The following is a 15,010-nucleotide window of genomic DNA, read 5'->3' on the forward strand; positions in this document are numbered from 1 at the left end:
ATGCAGGACCTGCGGCATGAACGTGTTCGTCCACCGTGTTGACGGCGTATAGTCAACCGACACCACACCGCCCGTCTGCAGCGTCACACTCCGCAAAAGGTTCGGGTTGCCGGAACCAGACTGCGAAATCCACTTTGCACCTGCGCTCGCAACAAAATCGGGCAGACCATCGCCGTTGAAATCACCGGAGTAGCGATTGCCATACAAGCTAAAAGAGGGTTCATTGACTAGTCTCCCTCCAGCCGCATCAGCTCGGAACGACCATGCGAGCATCGTGTTGTAGCGATCCTCGACCTTGTCGCCCTCGTTCCAATAGTACGGGTCATTTTTGTCTCCTTTGATCAAGACTTCCATGCGACCGTCATTGTCAAGATCACGAAGGAATGGATACCAATCGAGCTTTATTGACGGACTGCTACTGACGAAACCACGTCCAGTCGCCAGCCAGATCCGAGCATTTTTCCCGTTAGTGAAAGAAGACAGGACGTCCGTCAGTCCGTCGCCGTTTACGTCCCCGAACACGCAGTTATTTACAACGTCTTCTCGGGTCCGTAAATTGCTTCCGCACGGAACATCCCGCTTCGCTTCGTGCCATGCGCTGCCTGCGAACCACCGCAGCCGCCCGCCGTCAAGAATGGCGCCTTGGCGGCCGTTGCCAAATACGTCTGCCGTCCCAAGCACCTCTGCCTTGACATCGAGGACAGTGTCGGATCCATCGCCATCGTGGTCGAGTACCGTTCTCTGTCGGTGAGGCGAGAGTTCTCCTGGTCTCTCTTCACGCAAATACCATGGGTAAGCCAACGCGTCACAAACTGATGTGTAAGGTTCAGCACAGGCCGAAAACACCGCCGAAAAGTCGGGTTGAATCGCCCATACGCCCTTCGACCGAGAATGGCCGAGTATAACCTGTTCGCCATCAGATGTTGTTCCCACTTTGTAACGTTGTTCTGCAATGGCGATATCTCGGTACGGTCTGCCAGAGACAAATCGACCTATCTGTATTGTGCGCTCGGAACTCGGCAAGGTGGCACTGCCGTCGTCTGTCCTCGTGGTCAGCTTATTAAAGGCAATATTTCCCTCATCATCGAAGCTGATGACGCGCAATGAGGACGCGCCAAAGCTTTGAATGGCCTCGTCTCGCCCGTCAGAATTTAGATCGACAACTTCCCCTGACCTTCCCCCGGAAAGTACCGACTTATACGTCATCGTCGCATTGTCGTATGTCATCTGGCGGATTGTGCGCACGTTTGCGCCGGTGACGACACCGGAGGTGATCGTCGAGCCCTTGCCGAACTGCTCAACCTTGGTAAGCCGCGAGACGTTGGAGATCGGTGCCTGATCGTAGGTCATCTTGTAGGCACTGCGCAGCGAGCCCCCGGCACTCACACCGATGGTGATCAGGCGGTAGCGCGTGGTGGACAGGCTCAGACCATTGGCCATGATCTGCCAGTCGGGACGGATCTCGTAATAGAAGTTGATGCTCGCCCCACCGCCATAGGTCACCTTGCTCGGATAGCAGACCGGGCTCTGCGGGCAGGTATAGGCATAAGAGACCGTATTGTTGTTGGTGTCGATCACCTGCGCCAGCAGGTAGCGGCCGTCATGCTGAAGCTTGTAGTCGGTGCTGTCGGCTGCAGGTGTGGAACCGGTCAGTTCCATCACCGACTTGAACACCGAACGCGTGCCGTCGCGATCGGTTACCGTCCAGCTGTTGGCGGCACTGTCGAACACGACCCGTTTGAAGTTCTCGACTTCCGTCACATGCGTGCCGCCGGCAAGGCAGGATCCCGCCACCATGCCGGTGGTGCAGGCAACCAGTTCCTCGCCATTGAGAAGGTAGATGTCACCGGTGTCATAAGCTGGAACGCCGTATCCGGGTGTGGCGCGTTCGATGACATCGAGACCGTCCATGCCCCAGGCGTAACCGGCCCATCCCTGATAGAGGCCACCAAGCCTTGTCTTGCGGGCAGAGCTGTAGCTGAGGGTCAGTTTCGGCTCCAACCCGCGGAAGTCCGGAACATCAACGGCAATCTTCTGAGTGAAGAACCCGTTCCCGGTGATCTCCGGGATCGATGGTTTCCCCGGAGCATTATCTTGTACTGATGCGCTTGTATCGGTCACGGTTGCCGCGGTCGCGATCGCTGCCCGCGCCGCTGGTGCGGGCTCAGCATCTTCCTTGCCGGCCCGATCGCTATCGTCACCAACCGTCTCACCAGACCCAAATATCTCATCGGTCTTGCCGAGTGAACTACCGGATCCTGACCCACTTGGGTCTTTGGCTTCGCCATCCTTGCGCGTCGCATTGCCGATCCCTACCGTCAGGTCGACCGCACGGTTATCTGTCGGTGTCACTTCTTCGGAGCTTACACGATCCGTTGCTGAGCCAGCCAGGCCAAGCCCTCGTCCCGATGCGCCACTGCCGAGCCCGGATGAACCAGCATTGGTTGAACCGAGCCCTTGTTCGGCCGCATGCACGGCACCCACGAAATACGGGTCGGATCCGGAAAAAAAGCAAAGCGATACCGTGGCAGCCAAAGCCGCAAAACGCACAGAAAAGAAACGCATGAGCCCCCTCGAAGCGAATCGAAACGTCAATAAAAACAGTCAGATCCAACACCCGCGATCGACACAACCGCAAGAGAAATTTTATGAGAATTTCAACCCGGCGAGTGAAGATGGCACTGAGTCACATTTATGCAACTCATAATTTTGAAAGCTGTGGACAGTGGCGTATTGGTGATCGCTTACGTGATGCAGCAACCCACCCATTCTGAGACTATCCAGCGTAACTGATCTGGATTGCATCATGCGCTTCTTATTCTCACTTTCTTTATTGGCGACTGTCTGCCTCGCAGGATGCACATCCACCGATGCACTGGACGACGTATTCACAACGAAGCTGAACGAGCTTGACGCCAATGGGAAACCATTGCCGGTGTCGCACGCTTCGACGCATTCGTATGCATCCTCCTCATCTGACACATCCGTGTTTCAGGGGGTGTCGCAACGCGGTACCGGCTCGTTTGTTGGAGCTCCACCGATTGCGACCGGGACGACGTCCAAAGGTGGGGAAGGTTTCAGCCTGAACCTCGTCGACGCACCGATCCCGGTTGCGGCTAAAAGCGTGCTCGGCGACGCTCTCGGCCTGAACTACACCGTGGATCCCAGGATCAGCGGCAAGGTCACGCTGCAAACAACCACACCCGTCTCGAAGGATGCATTAATCGATATCTTTGAGGCAGCTCTCGGCATGAACGGCGCCGTCATTACGAAACGCAATGGCAGCTACCAGGTCGTCCCGGCGTCGGAAGCCTTCACCTCAACGCCAGAGCTTACATCCAGCCGCGCGCTGAACGGACCCGGTATCAAAATCCAGGCGGTAGAGCTCAAATACGTTTCCGCATCCGAAATGAAAAATATCCTCGAGCCGATCAGCCGTCAGGGATCGATTATCCGTACTGATGCCACGCGCAACATCCTGACAATTGCCGGCACAAACGACGATCTTGGTTCCATGCGCAGCGCAATCCAGGTCTTCGACGTCGATTGGATGAAGGGCATGTCGGTTGCGCTCCATCCCTTAAAAGCATCGCAGGCAACGTCTGTCGCAAAGGAACTGGAATCGATTTTTGCCGCAGATGGAGGCGCGGGTGCCGGGATGGTCAAGTTCGTGCCGAACGAGCGACTGAATGCGGTGCTCATCATCACCTCGCGGCCACAATATCTTGACAGGGCGACAGCGTGGATCCGGCAACTGGACAGGCTGGCTTCAACGAACGAGGAACGGCTGTTCGTCTACAACATTCAGAACCGGCCGGCCAAGGAACTCGCACAGGTGTTGCAGTCGGTGCTCAAGAGCCGGGAGGGGGCTGGGCAATCCGACGAGGCCGGTATCGCTCCCGATCTTCAAGCCACGACCGTGTCGAGCGACACCACCGAGCCAGGAGTTGCGAGCTCCGGTAGATCTGATCCCTTCAGTTCAAAGTCGACTAAAACTTCGGTGGTAGCCGATGTAGAAAACAACGCGCTTCTAATCTCGACGACAGCCCGTGAATACGAGCGCGTCGAGCAACTGCTACGTCAGTTGGATATTCTTCCAACACAGGTGATGCTTGAGGCTGTGATTGCCGAAGTAACCTTGAACGACGAACTCAAATTCGGCCTTCGCTGGTTCTTCGAGAATGGCAACTTCTCCGTCGGCTTCTCCGATCTTGAGAGCGGCGGAACAGGGAAATCCTTCCCGGGTCTGGGGTGGAGTTATGCGACGAGCGATATGCGGGTCACGCTGAATGCGCTGTCGAGCATCACCAACGTCAATGTCGTGTCGTCGCCGACACTGATGGCGCTAAACAATCAAAAAGCCGTGCTACAGATCGGCGATCAGGTTCCGATCGTCAGCCGCCAGTCGCAGAGCACGGACGGCAGCAATTCTCCCGTCATCAATTCGGTCGAGATGAAGGACACCGGCGTGATCCTCACCGTTGTTCCCCGGATCAACGCGTCTGGAAAAGTCATGCTGGATATCCAGCAGGAAGTTTCCGATGTCGTGAAGACCACATCGTCAGGCATCGACTCCCCGACCATTCAGCAGCGAAAGGTTTCCACCCGTGTGGTGGTCAGCGACAACGAAAGCGTTGCGCTCGGCGGCCTCATCCAACAGCGCAACAATCTTGTCAGATCCCAGGTCCCGATCCTCGGCGACATCCCTGTCATCGGCAATGCCTTCAAAAACAAGACCGACCAGATCAAAAAGACCGAACTGATCATCTTCATCAAACCGCGGATCGTCCGCAACGTCAGAGAAGCTAGAGATGTGACCGACGAGTTTCGTCGGCAACTGGATTTCAGCTCCGACATCAAGAAGAGGCGCGGCGGATCCACAAAGCTCGACCAAGATGCCAAACGTCTCGCCTTTTGATCCGTGGCTGATGCCATTGCTAGCCGCTGAGCTTTTGGTATGCACCGCGGTAATCATCTATATCGATTTTCGATACATGATCATTCCAGATGCTATCAATCTCGCTCTACTCACAGGCGGTATTGCCTTCTGGGCCCCAGAGGGTGTTATCGCAACCGGGGTCGCGTGTCTGACGGGCGCAGCAGTGTTTGGGTTCGTCTGGCTCTTACGGCGCATTCATTCTCGGGCAACAGGGCGAATCGGGCTGGGAATGGGTGACGTCAAGCTGATAGGCGTCGCGGCGATCTGGCTACCGTTCGCTGTATTTCCCGCCTTCTTGTTCAGCGCATCTTTTCTGGCGCTTGTTTTTGCGATCACCACTGTCGGCAGCCGAGCCAGATTACATCGGCGAATACCTTTCGGCCCCTTCCTCGCATGCTCACTTGTCGTGACCTGGGCTTATCAACACCACATCATCTCGCTTTTAGGACTTTCGTGATGCAGTCGAATCCTCAGACAATTTCCGGCCCCTACCGTTCAGTCGGTTCTAATGAAGGTTTCAGCCTCGTTGAACTGCTGGTCGTGCTTGCTATTATCGGTCTCATCGCAGCAATCGCCACACCGCAGGTGCTGGGCTATCTCGACAGGGCAAAGGTAGACACCGCGACGGCCCAGATCAATAATTTCGGGAATGCGCTCGAGTTCTATTATCTTGATGCCGGAACATACCCAACCTCCGATCAGGGCTTGGCGGCGCTCGTGAAAAATCCAGACAACACCGCGAACTGGAACGGCCCGTATATCAAAGACAGTGGCGCCATGCTTGATCCGTGGGGAACTCCATATCAGTACAAAAGCCCGGGGCAGAGCAAAGCGTTCGAGATCATTTCGCTCGGAAAGGACAAGAAGCCAGGCGGGTCCGGATCGAGTGCCGATATCGTCAGCAAATAATCAATGCGTGAAGAATATGGCGCGCTCCCCGGACAATGTGCGGCTATTGCGTGCAATCTCCAGTTTGATGGCAATCGCACGCGGACGCCCGTCACCATCCCAACGCTCCTGCCATTTAGTCTGATTGCCGTCGGCATTCGCGAGATAGGAGATCTCAAACGTGGCTACATCGGCAATGACAACAAATTCGCCCTCGTGCTGCGCTCCGGAGGAGCGCCTCGCACTGTGACGCTCGCTCAATGACTTTGAGCCGGCATCTTCGTGCAGCGATAAATCGACCTCGCGTAAAACAAAACGGTCGCTTGCCGTACGCGCCTGCACCACGAGACGCAGCGCCTTTGCGTCGCCGATCAGCGATGCGCGTGCACCGCGTTGATCCATCAACGGCAGATTCTGGCTATGCGAGATGAGGTCTTCCAAATAGTTCAGAGAGGCATCGAGCTCCTGTTCGGCGGAGATGACGTGGGTAATCGTTCGCATTCTCGCAAGATGCGAAAGCCCTCCGTATATCGCACCTGCCAATAGCGCCACCACGCAGAACGTCACCAAGACTTCGATCAGGGAAAAGCCATCCTGGCTCTCCAGATCTTCAGTCATTCCGACATGGTCCCTACGCGATGTCATCGTTCGCTCACCAGAAAGCGAACGAAGCTGAACTTCCGGTTTGTAGGAGACGTGATGCGGATCACAATGAAGCCAGCCCCTTCATCTTCAGCAACCGCTTCTTTGCGGATATCCCAGCGGATATCGCCCTCCGCACCACGGCGTGGAAATGATCCTGAGTTTCGGAAAGTCAGATCCTCATCGATCCTTGCCAGTGTTGCAAGAATACTCCTGTCTTCCTTCGCCCGTGCCAGGCTCTTTGTCGCGAGCGCGACCGTCTGCGTCGAGATCATCAGTCCGAGTGACAAGATCAGGAAAGCAATCAGCGTCTCGATCAGCGTGAAGCCCTGCTCGCGATCCGTCATTTCGGGGACGACGCCTGGTCCAGGCTGATTGCGCCGGTCAGCCAATTGAATGCTACTGTCGCTTTGTCGGCCCCGTTTTGTCTGAAAGTGATCCGGCCGCCTGTCGATCCTCCGGTCGGGAAGAAGGTGATCTTCGCGTTCTCGGTTGCCTCCTCATTCCCTCGACCGAAGGTCACCACGAACTCCAGTTCCTTTGGCACTTCGACCGGTTTTTCCCGCGCCTGAGACACTATGGACCGGTCCTGGACCGAGACTGAAATGCTGCGGGCCTCGTTGCTCTTGATCGCCGCGAGGCGGGTTTCCTGCGCAAGCGAGAACACCTTTTGCGCCATTTGAATGGGAGTTTCCGAGCGGTGTGGCCTTAAACTGGGCAGCGCGATGGAAAACATGATGCCGACGATTGCCAGCACGACCAGCATCTCGATCATTCCAAACCCATCTTCCTGGCGGCCGCAGTGTTCCATGTCACAGGCTCAACTCGTTGATGCTGAGCAGAGCGGACATGACGGAAATAACGAGGCTGCCAACCAGGGCGCCCAGCACGATCGTAATGATGGGTGTCAGAAGTGTCGTCGCCCGCTGCAACGTCCTTTGAGCATCGAGCTGCATGGCATTTGACGCGCCAGCAAGGACAGGCCCGAGCCGGTTAACCTCGTCACCGATCGCAATCAGCGACAGGATGCTGGCGGGCATCAGGTCAATCGAGGTGAACGCATCATGGACTGTCTTGCCGGACAGTACCTGATCGCGAACAGAATGAAGTTTTCCGCGATAAGACGGTATCGCGCAGCCGTCCGCGGTCGTTTTCAGGGCATCGGGAAGTGCCACAGAGTTTTCGATAAGGAGCGCAAGGTTCTGAAGATATCGGGCCAGCGCGATCCTCGATATGACGTTGCCGAACAGTGGAAGTTTTAGAAAGATTGATCCGATCAAAAATTTCATTTGCGCCGGTCTCAGGAGTGTGACCGCCAGACTGATGGAAACAAACGCAAGACAACTCACGACGACCGCCGGATGGATTAGAAGGTCCCGTAGACCGGACAGGATCCCAAGAACGATCGGCGTCTCTCGCCCGGAGCTTTCGAAGATCGGCTGCAGGCTTGGCACGAGCACGAAGCTGAGCACGCCGATCGCAAAGATCATCATCACCAGCAGGAAGGCAGGATAGATCAGCGCATCGATCAGTTCTTTCTTCTGATTTTGACGTCGGATCAGTTCCTCACCGATAAGGGCCATGACCTGCGGCAGTCGCGCGACCTTCTCGCCGCTGACGATCAACGCCAGGGCGTCCTGTGGAATGGCCGGCATTCTGGCGAAGGCTGCCGAAGGCGACATGCCGGACGTCAGTTGATCGAAAAGCGCCTGAAGGGCCACACGCGTTCGCCCATGGCTCGCGTCTCGAACGGCGCGCGTTGCCTGATCGATGCCAAGCCCGGCATTGAGAAGAACCGTCAGATCGGAAAACAGGCGGGCGTAGTCAAGTTTTGCGGAAAACACGCCCAAGATGTCACCGCGCGAAACTGTGGCACGCTCGCTGGCCGCCTCGAGCTCGATGACGGAAAGCCCCAAAGCCCTTAGTTGTCGCCGGGCGTCAGTGAGACTACCGGCATCAACCTTGCCCTTCGTTTTTCGGCCATCCTTGGAGAATGCGACATAGGCAAAGTCTGGCATCAGCGGGCCTCAAGCTCCACCACACGTATTGCTTCAGCCATGGTGGTGACACCGCGCTCGGCAAGATGACGTGCATGATCTGCGAGAGGGATCATTCCTCCATGTTTTGCCAGAGCCTCAAGCTCCTGGGTTCCGGCTTTCGCCGCCACAGCGGCCCTGACGGGTTGAGACATCGTCAGGATCTCGAACGCGGCTTGCCGTCCCTTGAAGCCTGTACCGCCGCAGGCAGCACACCCGAACTTGTTGTCCAGACCGCGGCATTCATCACAGCAGCGACGCACAAGTCGCTGGCCAATTACACCGCGCACTGTCGCTTCCAGAAGAAATGGCTCGACTCCCATGTCGCGCAGACGGCTGAAACAGCCTACAGCACTGTTCGTGTGAAGGGTTGAGAGCACAAGATGGCCGGTGAGTGCCGCCTGGACGGCGATCTCTGCGGTTTCGCGATCGCGGATCTCGCCAACCAGAATGATGTCAGGATCCTGGCGCAGCACGGACCGCAGGGTCGACGCAAAGGTCAGGCCGATCGAAGGATCGATCTGCACCTGGGTAATGCCCGCCAACCTGTATTCAACAGGATCTTCGACTGTGAAGATCTTTACCTCCGGGCTGTTGAGCTCTGCCAGAATCGAATAGAGCGTGGTCGTCTTTCCCGAGCCTGTCGGGCCGGTCACGAGAACCATACCATTCGGTCGACGGACGATATCGCGGATGAGGTCCGACGATGACTGGTCATATCCCAGTGATCCCAGATCAAGCCGTATCGTCTCGCGATCGAGGATACGCAGGACGACGGTCTCACCATGGATGGTGGGTACGACTGACAGGCGGAAGTCGATATCCTGGCCACGCACAGGCAAGCGCACGCGGCCATCCTGAGGCAGGCGCCGTTCGGCAATGTTCAGGCGCGCAAGGATCTTGAGGCGGCTGATCACACCGGCATGAAGGGAGAGTGGCACACTCTCAACGGCCGTCAGAATGCCGTCACGCCGAAAGCGGATATGCATCACCTCTGATCCAGGCTCGACATGAATGTCGGTCGCTTTCTCATCGACGGATCGTTGGATAATGCGGGACACAAGTTTGACGACCGGCGCATCTCTTGCAATGTCCTGCAGGCGCTGCAGATCGACATCCGTAACTCCAATATCGTCGATTTCTTGAGAGGAACCTGTATCGCTCGACCGTGACCTGAAATAGTCCTCGATGGCGCTCCTGGTGACCACCTCGAGACGGAAAGGCTGCTCGAAGAAATAATCGACAGCATCAAGCGTGAAGTGGTCAAGCGGATTGGCCATGGCGAAAACGAGACTGCCATCTTCGACAGGGCGAGGAACGATTGCCTTATCGGCGGCGAACTCCACGCCGATTGCTTCGAGTGGGGCGTTAGCATCTGCCGGCTCGATTTTCGGCGCCATCGACACCTGAAAATAGTCTGCCAGCGCGGTGGCGATCGCAACTTCCTGGAGAAGACCGAGCTCACGCAGGATGATGTCGATGGGTTGATTGCTCTCCCGTTCGATTGCCGTCGCCCTGCTCGCGGCTTCGACCGAGGTCCGACCCGTCTCGACCAGATACGCCAGAAAGCCGGAAACGCTGCGTTCTTGCATCATAGTCCCGCCTCCTGAAGAATTGTTGCCGCCTTTGGGCCCAGCAGATCTTCACAGCTTGTCACGCGTTTAGGCGTGCCAACGTCGAGATCCTGCACGATTGGAGAAATCCGTGTCCCTGGAAGCTGTGCGGATCCGCCTGCCATGAACACCGCAGCATCCTGGCCTGAGGATGTTGGCGAGGCGATACGGGTGGAGATCGTGTAGTATGACGAGGGTTGCGGCGCGTCATCTGCTTTCGCAGCAAGTGAACGGCCAGCCCAGGGAGAAAATTTCCTCACTAACGTATTCATCGGCACGCCCTGAATATCCCGGAAATCATACAACTCGGAAATGTCTTCGAACGGCGCTCGCTTCAAGCCGGACTGAATTTGTTCACCGCTCACCTCCTCACCCCGCGGCGAGCGGTATGCAATGAGATCCCGTGCCAGTGCTGAGGCAGAGCTCAAATCAATACCGAGATCGTTCAAACCGGCGGCGAGAAGGGAGGTATCAGCCGTATTGATATTGATCAGTCGCGCATGTGGAATGACCGACATAAGGATATCCGTATCGGCGATCTGGCACCCTACCATATCGATCCCGCCGCGATCAGCCTGGCCTTTCCAGTCTGGATCTGCCGACAAACGCCAACTTGAATAGCGGTTGATAGCTTCGGCCGTCTGCTCAAGCCGTTTGTTCTGAAGTTCGTTGTTGCTGAGAAGGGCGTGCAGGCTCGCGGACGTTGCGAAGGGCGTCAGAAAAATCGCCAGCAGCATCAGAAAGCCGAGGACGGCAATCAGCGCAAAGCCCTGCTCTCCGGCTCTCGCGTGCGTCGGCCTCAATTACTTGCCTCCGCGGCAGGATAGAGCGCGACGGACACCTTCTCACCAGCACGACCAACCACCAGGCGATCGGTGCCAACCTCTACGATCGTCCATCCGTCGATCTCATCTCCGACCGAAACCCAGTCTCCCTGCTGATCGGGAAGGGCAACGAGAGCGGACCGAACGCCGTTGAATGTCCGCGTGCCACGCAAACTCAGCTGGAGCGGAGAGGTCACCGGCTGTTTTGATGCTTCCTCAACCGCTTCCGCGACCGGTTCGATCGGGGTTTCTTCAGCGACATAATCACGGCGCGTCGGAGAAAACAGTGGTCGGGCAAGGGACTGCTCCAGCGACAGGTCAGCAATCTCGGGTCCTGTTTTTTCTGTTTTCGAGTTGGGTGCCGGTCTCGACGGAAGCTTTCCCTGAAGCGGCGACAGGTCGATTTCGGTTTGAGACATCACCAGGTTGAAAACCGCGAGAATCGCGATTGCGAGACCGATTGCGCCCATCCTCTGCCAGTGTCGCCGCGATTGTGGGCTCATCGTGTTACAGCCCCCTCACCTGCCAATGAACTAGATGGATCTGCGGCGCCGTAGATAGAGATCTGTGAAGAAAGGCGGATCGGCTCCGTCAGCCCACCCTCTGAGTATGTGTTATTCGTCCGGATCAGCGCCTTGCGTATGATCAACGGTGGTTGGGACGTTTCCAGCTGTCGTATCGTCTCGTGCACGCCACGAAGATCACCCTCGAAATCAATTCTCAGCCCGATATACGTGGCCCCATCGAGGTGAGCCGGTGACAGGCCGCTCATCGAGGTGATGGTGGCGCCGCTTTTCGCTGCAACCGCAGTCACACGCTCTTGCAGCACGGCCTGAATGACGGACACACTACTGCCTTCGACAAACAGTTGCTCAGGATGTACGGGCGTTTCAGGCACTGCCACCGGCTTACGGGCGATGATCTGCTCAAGGCGAAACAACTCGCTGCGCAACTCGCCAATGTGATCGGTCTTCGCCGTTAGAGTTGACACGAGGGTTGAAGTCAGCACACAGATCAAAACGACCACCACAGCGAGGAGGGTGAGCGCCACAGTTCGTTGGATGGCGCGTGGCGCGTTCATCAGGGTGATAAGGAGCTCGGTCACGGCTGGCTCACCTTGGCTCGAAGCTCGAAACGCTCACCGGACTGTCCCGGCACTCGCACGACGGCGGAGACGAAACTGGGATCCTTGAATGTCGGTGAGGATGCGATATCGCCGATCAGGCCGGACGAGCGTGCAGCGTAACCACTCAACGTTATCGTATCGCCGTCGAAACTTAGGTCGGTCATCCATGCATCGTCGGGAATGGTGCGGGTGACTTCCTCCCATATGCGGACGACCGGAACGGCCTGGTTCTTTCCGGTGCGCGCAGCTTCAACTGCGGCAAGGCTTTTCTGTTGCTGATCGAGCAATTTGCGGACCTTGACAGTCTCGTCCCGCTGCGCTTCTACGGTGGCGGTGAGCTGTTCCTCTGCCGCAGAATAGCGGGAATAGAGGTTGGTATAGGTGGTTGCACAGGCGATCAGCAATACCGCAAGTGCTGCAGCCAGCCATTGGCGGCGACGCCTGAGATGGCTGAAGATGGGATCAAGCGCTTCAAGTGCGAGGCGCGGCAACCAGATTGTCGAGCCGTTTTGGTGAACTCCCAAAGCTTCGGGTTTTACTTTTCTATAACGCGCTTCAGTAAGAAAAATCGATAGATTCGACCGTTTGATCACGAGCGCCGATACCTGGACCTCGTTGATCTGGATCGGGATCACATGGACGGCGTCGGGCTTAAATGGCGTGTTCTCCAGCGCAGCTGCTTTAGCCACGTCTGCGTGACGTTTGTATGGGAGAAACCGGTTTGACCTTGGAAGAGATAGGAAACGACCAGAATAGATGAGCTGAAATTCGTTCGCGGTCCTGCTTCTTGAGCCGGCTGGAAAGTTGTTCATTTTCACGACTGTGATTTGCAGTCGAGGTGAGCTCGGCCGCCCTGACTGTCGAAGGCTTGTTATCGACTGGTATGTAGAGCGGATTTCTGCGATCCACCACTCGAATAGGTCACGTAGCTGATTGATAGCATTTTGCAAGGCAAAGGCACTCAAGGTTGTGAGCGTCACATTGGCATAGGCTCGAGGATTTGGCGCTGGTTGAAGGCGCTCATCCACAACTCAATACGTCAAAAAGCTTGTGTCAGACGCGGAGGCTAACATCTTTAACGTTCGCGATAAGATGCTGGACGCTGGTGACCCTCTTGAGCGCCAGAGAACCGATGACTGTATGCGTGCTCTTGGCCAGATGACGAGACGTAAGTGACCGCAGCATTCTGATCCAAGTTGAATGTACATCATTTTTTCTGAAAGGACACCTTCAGTGCTCCGATGATATCTTCACCTGTCTCTAGTAGAGGTTTTTCAATACGAATAAATCGCTTGCTGAAAACTTCAATATTTAAGGTTCGTTTCGAGAAGGAACGCACTGCGCGCTTGTAAAATGCTTGGAGTTCGAGCGAGGGAGCTACATGTTCCCCATTCGGGAGCACAAAAAAACTCTGATAAAAAATGTTAACTCTGAAAAAAGGTTCTGCAGCTGATCTAACTGGGATGATCAGTATTTTCAAATGGCCATCTCCCGCAAATTGGTCGACGACTAGGTCAGAGTTCGAATCTTCCTCGTTACGTGAACGAAAGACAAAAGGGTGAGTTGAAAAGACGGAGTCTTTGACAAAAAGTTGAGTGAGCTTCCTACTGAAGTCTTGCTGACTTAGCATCGAGCCACTGATAGTGTTTTTTCCTCCATCCATCGCGATTTGAGATCTCGCGAACTCCGTTGACAGGTCGACACGAAGTTTCTTTTCAGTAAGTGCGAATTGAGTCTCAGCCATCAAGAAACTCCTCTAATCATCGTTTCATCGAGCTTTCAGGTTGTGATTTTCCATCTCCTCCCGAGCCATCGCTTTTGCCTTTGCCCTCGCCTTTGCCTACACCGTATGTTTCGTTTTTTATACCAAGCCGATCGTATTCGGCTTCTCGTTCCTTGTTCCTTTTACCATTCGGATTTCGCTCTGCCTCTTTCACCGATATCGTGACACCTGTTTCGTCTTGGATTTGGACGTCAGGGCGTCGGTTTGATTCTCCAGCACTGATTTTGCCTTCTGTGACAACTGATTGCCCTGGCAGCGCCTCCTTTTGAGCCTGCTCGGCGAGTTCTTTAACCTTTTGTTGATGATCCGGCTTTCCTTTTGCGCCATTCGGGTTAGGTGGAGCCTTGGTCGGTTCATCGGTGGGAATACCCTCAACTTTTGCATGGCCGAAAATTCCGCTAGCCAATGCGTTGAACGAATCGTGAATAGCCGCGCCTAGCCCGCGGCCTGCCGATCCGTTCAATCTCCCATCGTCCAAAGCATCGCTGTATGTGTAGGAAAATGCGGCAACAGCGAGAGTTGCAAGTCCCAAACCGACAATGTCGTCCACAACAGCGACATGTCCATTCGGATCGCTTTTGTTTATCGGATCGTTTTGTGCATATGCATATCGGTTAGTTCCTACGCCCGGCATCGTGGGATCCCAGTCGTCGGGCGATATGAAGCGCGCGTTTGCGGCCGATCCGAATGAGACGGACACCATGCTGCAGACGAGCAGCATGCTCATGATGCGAGCCCACAGGCCCTTCGAGAACAGTTTCATGACAAGCCCCCGCTTGATCGAATTCGTCACTGATGTCTGCCGCATTTTGAAGCGTGTGATGGCTCTGCTGAAGGCGGCGGTGCCGCGCATTGAAGAACGCACTGTCATTGGACGGCTCCCGGCTGCGCTTGCGGTTCAGCCCGCGATGTATAGCTGGCCCCGTTTGCTTCTGGCTCGGGACCTCCTGCCTCGTCGTCTTGTGGAACGAACCTACCAAACGCTGGGTCATAGTATCTGGCATTGAGATACATGAGGCCGGTCTCAGCATCGAAGCGCTCGCCGATATAGCCCTTCTTCGTCGCCATGGCCTGGTTGGTCGGCTCGCCATAGGAGACGTAAGCCGTCTTCTCGGTCTCTGCTCCTGCCTCGTCGGTGACGGTCCTGACCGACGACAGA

The 15,010-nt window shown here is 55.9% G+C and carries 16 protein-coding genes; 3 read left to right on the forward strand and 13 right to left on the reverse strand.

What is annotated here, in order from left to right; translation table 11 throughout:
- The coding region (locus tag HNQ72_RS30235) for an FG-GAP repeat domain-containing protein (RefSeq protein WP_183998335.1) at positions 1-2,565 on the reverse strand (2,565 nt) is incomplete at its 3' end.
- Between the two features lie 421 nt (positions 2,566-2,986).
- Here HNQ72_RS30235 and gspD point away from each other — a divergent pair.
- Genes gspD through gspG form a run of 3 tightly spaced genes read left to right on the forward strand, consistent with a single transcriptional unit; the run spans position 2,987 to position 5,848 of the window.
- Positions 2,987-4,918, forward strand: a complete 1,932-nt coding sequence (gene gspD / locus HNQ72_RS30240; RefSeq protein WP_308422392.1) for a type II secretion system secretin GspD — start codon at positions 2,987-2,989, stop codon at positions 4,916-4,918.
- The gene (locus tag HNQ72_RS30245; protein WP_183998339.1) at positions 4,896-5,396 is read left to right on the forward strand and encodes a prepilin peptidase; all 501 of its coding nucleotides are present in this window, start codon (positions 4,896-4,898) and stop codon (positions 5,394-5,396) included. The genes gspD and HNQ72_RS30245 overlap by 23 nt, the downstream gene beginning before the upstream one ends.
- The gene (gene gspG / locus HNQ72_RS30250) at positions 5,396-5,848 is read left to right on the forward strand and encodes a type II secretion system major pseudopilin GspG (RefSeq protein ID WP_183998341.1); all 453 of its coding nucleotides are present in this window, start codon (positions 5,396-5,398) and stop codon (positions 5,846-5,848) included. The genes HNQ72_RS30245 and gspG overlap by 1 nt, the downstream gene beginning before the upstream one ends.
- Here gspG and HNQ72_RS30255 read toward each other — a convergent pair whose 3' ends face one another.
- The 12 genes from HNQ72_RS30255 to HNQ72_RS30310 form a co-directional block, all read right to left on the reverse strand.
- On the reverse strand, positions 5,849-6,445 hold the full coding sequence (locus HNQ72_RS30255; RefSeq protein ID WP_183998343.1) for a prepilin-type N-terminal cleavage/methylation domain-containing protein: 597 nt from the start codon (positions 6,443-6,445) through the stop codon (positions 5,849-5,851).
- A gap of 23 nt (positions 6,446-6,468) precedes the next feature.
- Positions 6,469-6,816 carry a type IV pilus modification PilV family protein gene (locus tag HNQ72_RS30260; protein ID WP_183998345.1) on the reverse strand — a complete coding sequence of 116 codons (348 nt, stop codon included), beginning with the start codon at positions 6,814-6,816 and terminating at the stop codon, positions 6,469-6,471.
- Entirely contained in the window at positions 6,813-7,280 is a 468-nt protein-coding gene (locus HNQ72_RS30265) for a GspH/FimT family pseudopilin (protein ID WP_280518303.1), read from the reverse strand. The genes HNQ72_RS30260 and HNQ72_RS30265 overlap by 4 nt, the downstream gene beginning before the upstream one ends.
- Before the next feature lies 1 nt (position 7,281).
- Entirely contained in the window at positions 7,282-8,487 is a 1,206-nt protein-coding gene (locus HNQ72_RS30270) for a type II secretion system F family protein (RefSeq protein WP_183998349.1), read from the reverse strand.
- Positions 8,487-10,100 carry a GspE/PulE family protein gene (locus HNQ72_RS30275; RefSeq protein WP_183998351.1) on the reverse strand — a complete coding sequence of 538 codons (1,614 nt, stop codon included), beginning with the start codon at positions 10,098-10,100 and terminating at the stop codon, positions 8,487-8,489. Before HNQ72_RS30275 ends, HNQ72_RS30270 begins: the two co-directional genes overlap by 1 nt.
- Positions 10,097-10,921 carry a hypothetical protein gene (locus HNQ72_RS30280; RefSeq protein WP_183998353.1) on the reverse strand — a complete coding sequence of 275 codons (825 nt, stop codon included), beginning with the start codon at positions 10,919-10,921 and terminating at the stop codon, positions 10,097-10,099. Before HNQ72_RS30280 ends, HNQ72_RS30275 begins: the two co-directional genes overlap by 4 nt.
- The gene (locus HNQ72_RS30285) at positions 10,918-11,445 is read right to left on the reverse strand and encodes a type II secretion system protein N (protein ID WP_183998355.1); all 528 of its coding nucleotides are present in this window, start codon (positions 11,443-11,445) and stop codon (positions 10,918-10,920) included. Before HNQ72_RS30285 ends, HNQ72_RS30280 begins: the two co-directional genes overlap by 4 nt.
- Positions 11,442-12,047, reverse strand: a complete 606-nt coding sequence (gene gspM, locus HNQ72_RS30290; protein ID WP_183998357.1) for a type II secretion system protein GspM — start codon at positions 12,045-12,047, stop codon at positions 11,442-11,444. The genes HNQ72_RS30285 and gspM overlap by 4 nt, the downstream gene beginning before the upstream one ends.
- Entirely contained in the window at positions 12,044-12,757 is a 714-nt protein-coding gene (locus tag HNQ72_RS31045) for a PilN domain-containing protein (protein ID WP_183998359.1), read from the reverse strand. The genes gspM and HNQ72_RS31045 overlap by 4 nt, the downstream gene beginning before the upstream one ends.
- Before the next feature lie 518 nt (positions 12,758-13,275).
- Positions 13,276-13,812, reverse strand: a complete 537-nt coding sequence (locus HNQ72_RS30300; protein WP_183998361.1) for a hypothetical protein — start codon at positions 13,810-13,812, stop codon at positions 13,276-13,278.
- 16 nt (positions 13,813-13,828) lie between these two features.
- The gene (locus HNQ72_RS30305; protein ID WP_183998363.1) at positions 13,829-14,722 is read right to left on the reverse strand and encodes an RHS repeat-associated core domain-containing protein; all 894 of its coding nucleotides are present in this window, start codon (positions 14,720-14,722) and stop codon (positions 13,829-13,831) included.
- Positions 14,719-15,010: RHS repeat-associated core domain-containing protein (locus HNQ72_RS30310; RefSeq protein ID WP_210319771.1), on the reverse strand; the 292-nt coding region annotated here is incomplete at its 5' end. The genes HNQ72_RS30310 and HNQ72_RS30305, both read right to left, overlap by 4 nt.

The organism is Aliirhizobium wenxiniae, from assembly GCF_014201355.1.
In the GTDB taxonomy this organism is placed as follows: domain Bacteria; phylum Pseudomonadota; class Alphaproteobacteria; order Rhizobiales; family Rhizobiaceae; genus Neorhizobium; species Neorhizobium wenxiniae.

Bases quoted from the DNA above. Each gene is read 5' to 3' on its own strand.
- HNQ72_RS30245 (WP_183998339.1), top strand. From the start codon at position 4,896: ATGCCAAACGTCTCGCCTTTTGATCCGTGGCTGATGCCATTGCTAGCC.
- gspG (WP_183998341.1), top strand. From the start codon at position 5,396: ATGCAGTCGAATCCTCAGACAATTTCCGGCCCCTACCGTTCAGTCGGT.
- HNQ72_RS30255 (WP_183998343.1), bottom strand. From the start codon at position 6,445: ATGACTGAAGATCTGGAGAGCCAGGATGGCTTTTCCCTGATCGAAGTC.
- HNQ72_RS30260 (WP_183998345.1), bottom strand. From the start codon at position 6,816: ATGACGGATCGCGAGCAGGGCTTCACGCTGATCGAGACGCTGATTGCT.
- HNQ72_RS30265 (WP_280518303.1), bottom strand. From the start codon at position 7,280: ATGGAACACTGCGGCCGCCAGGAAGATGGGTTTGGAATGATCGAGATG.
- HNQ72_RS30270 (WP_183998349.1), bottom strand. From the start codon at position 8,487: ATGCCAGACTTTGCCTATGTCGCATTCTCCAAGGATGGCCGAAAAACG.
- HNQ72_RS30275 (WP_183998351.1), bottom strand. From the start codon at position 10,100: ATGATGCAAGAACGCAGCGTTTCCGGCTTTCTGGCGTATCTGGTCGAG.
- HNQ72_RS30285 (WP_183998355.1), bottom strand. From the start codon at position 11,445: ATGAGCCCACAATCGCGGCGACACTGGCAGAGGATGGGCGCAATCGGT.
- HNQ72_RS30300 (WP_183998361.1), bottom strand. From the start codon at position 13,812: ATGGCTGAGACTCAATTCGCACTTACTGAAAAGAAACTTCGTGTCGAC.
- HNQ72_RS30305 (WP_183998363.1), bottom strand. From the start codon at position 14,722: ATGACAGTGCGTTCTTCAATGCGCGGCACCGCCGCCTTCAGCAGAGCC.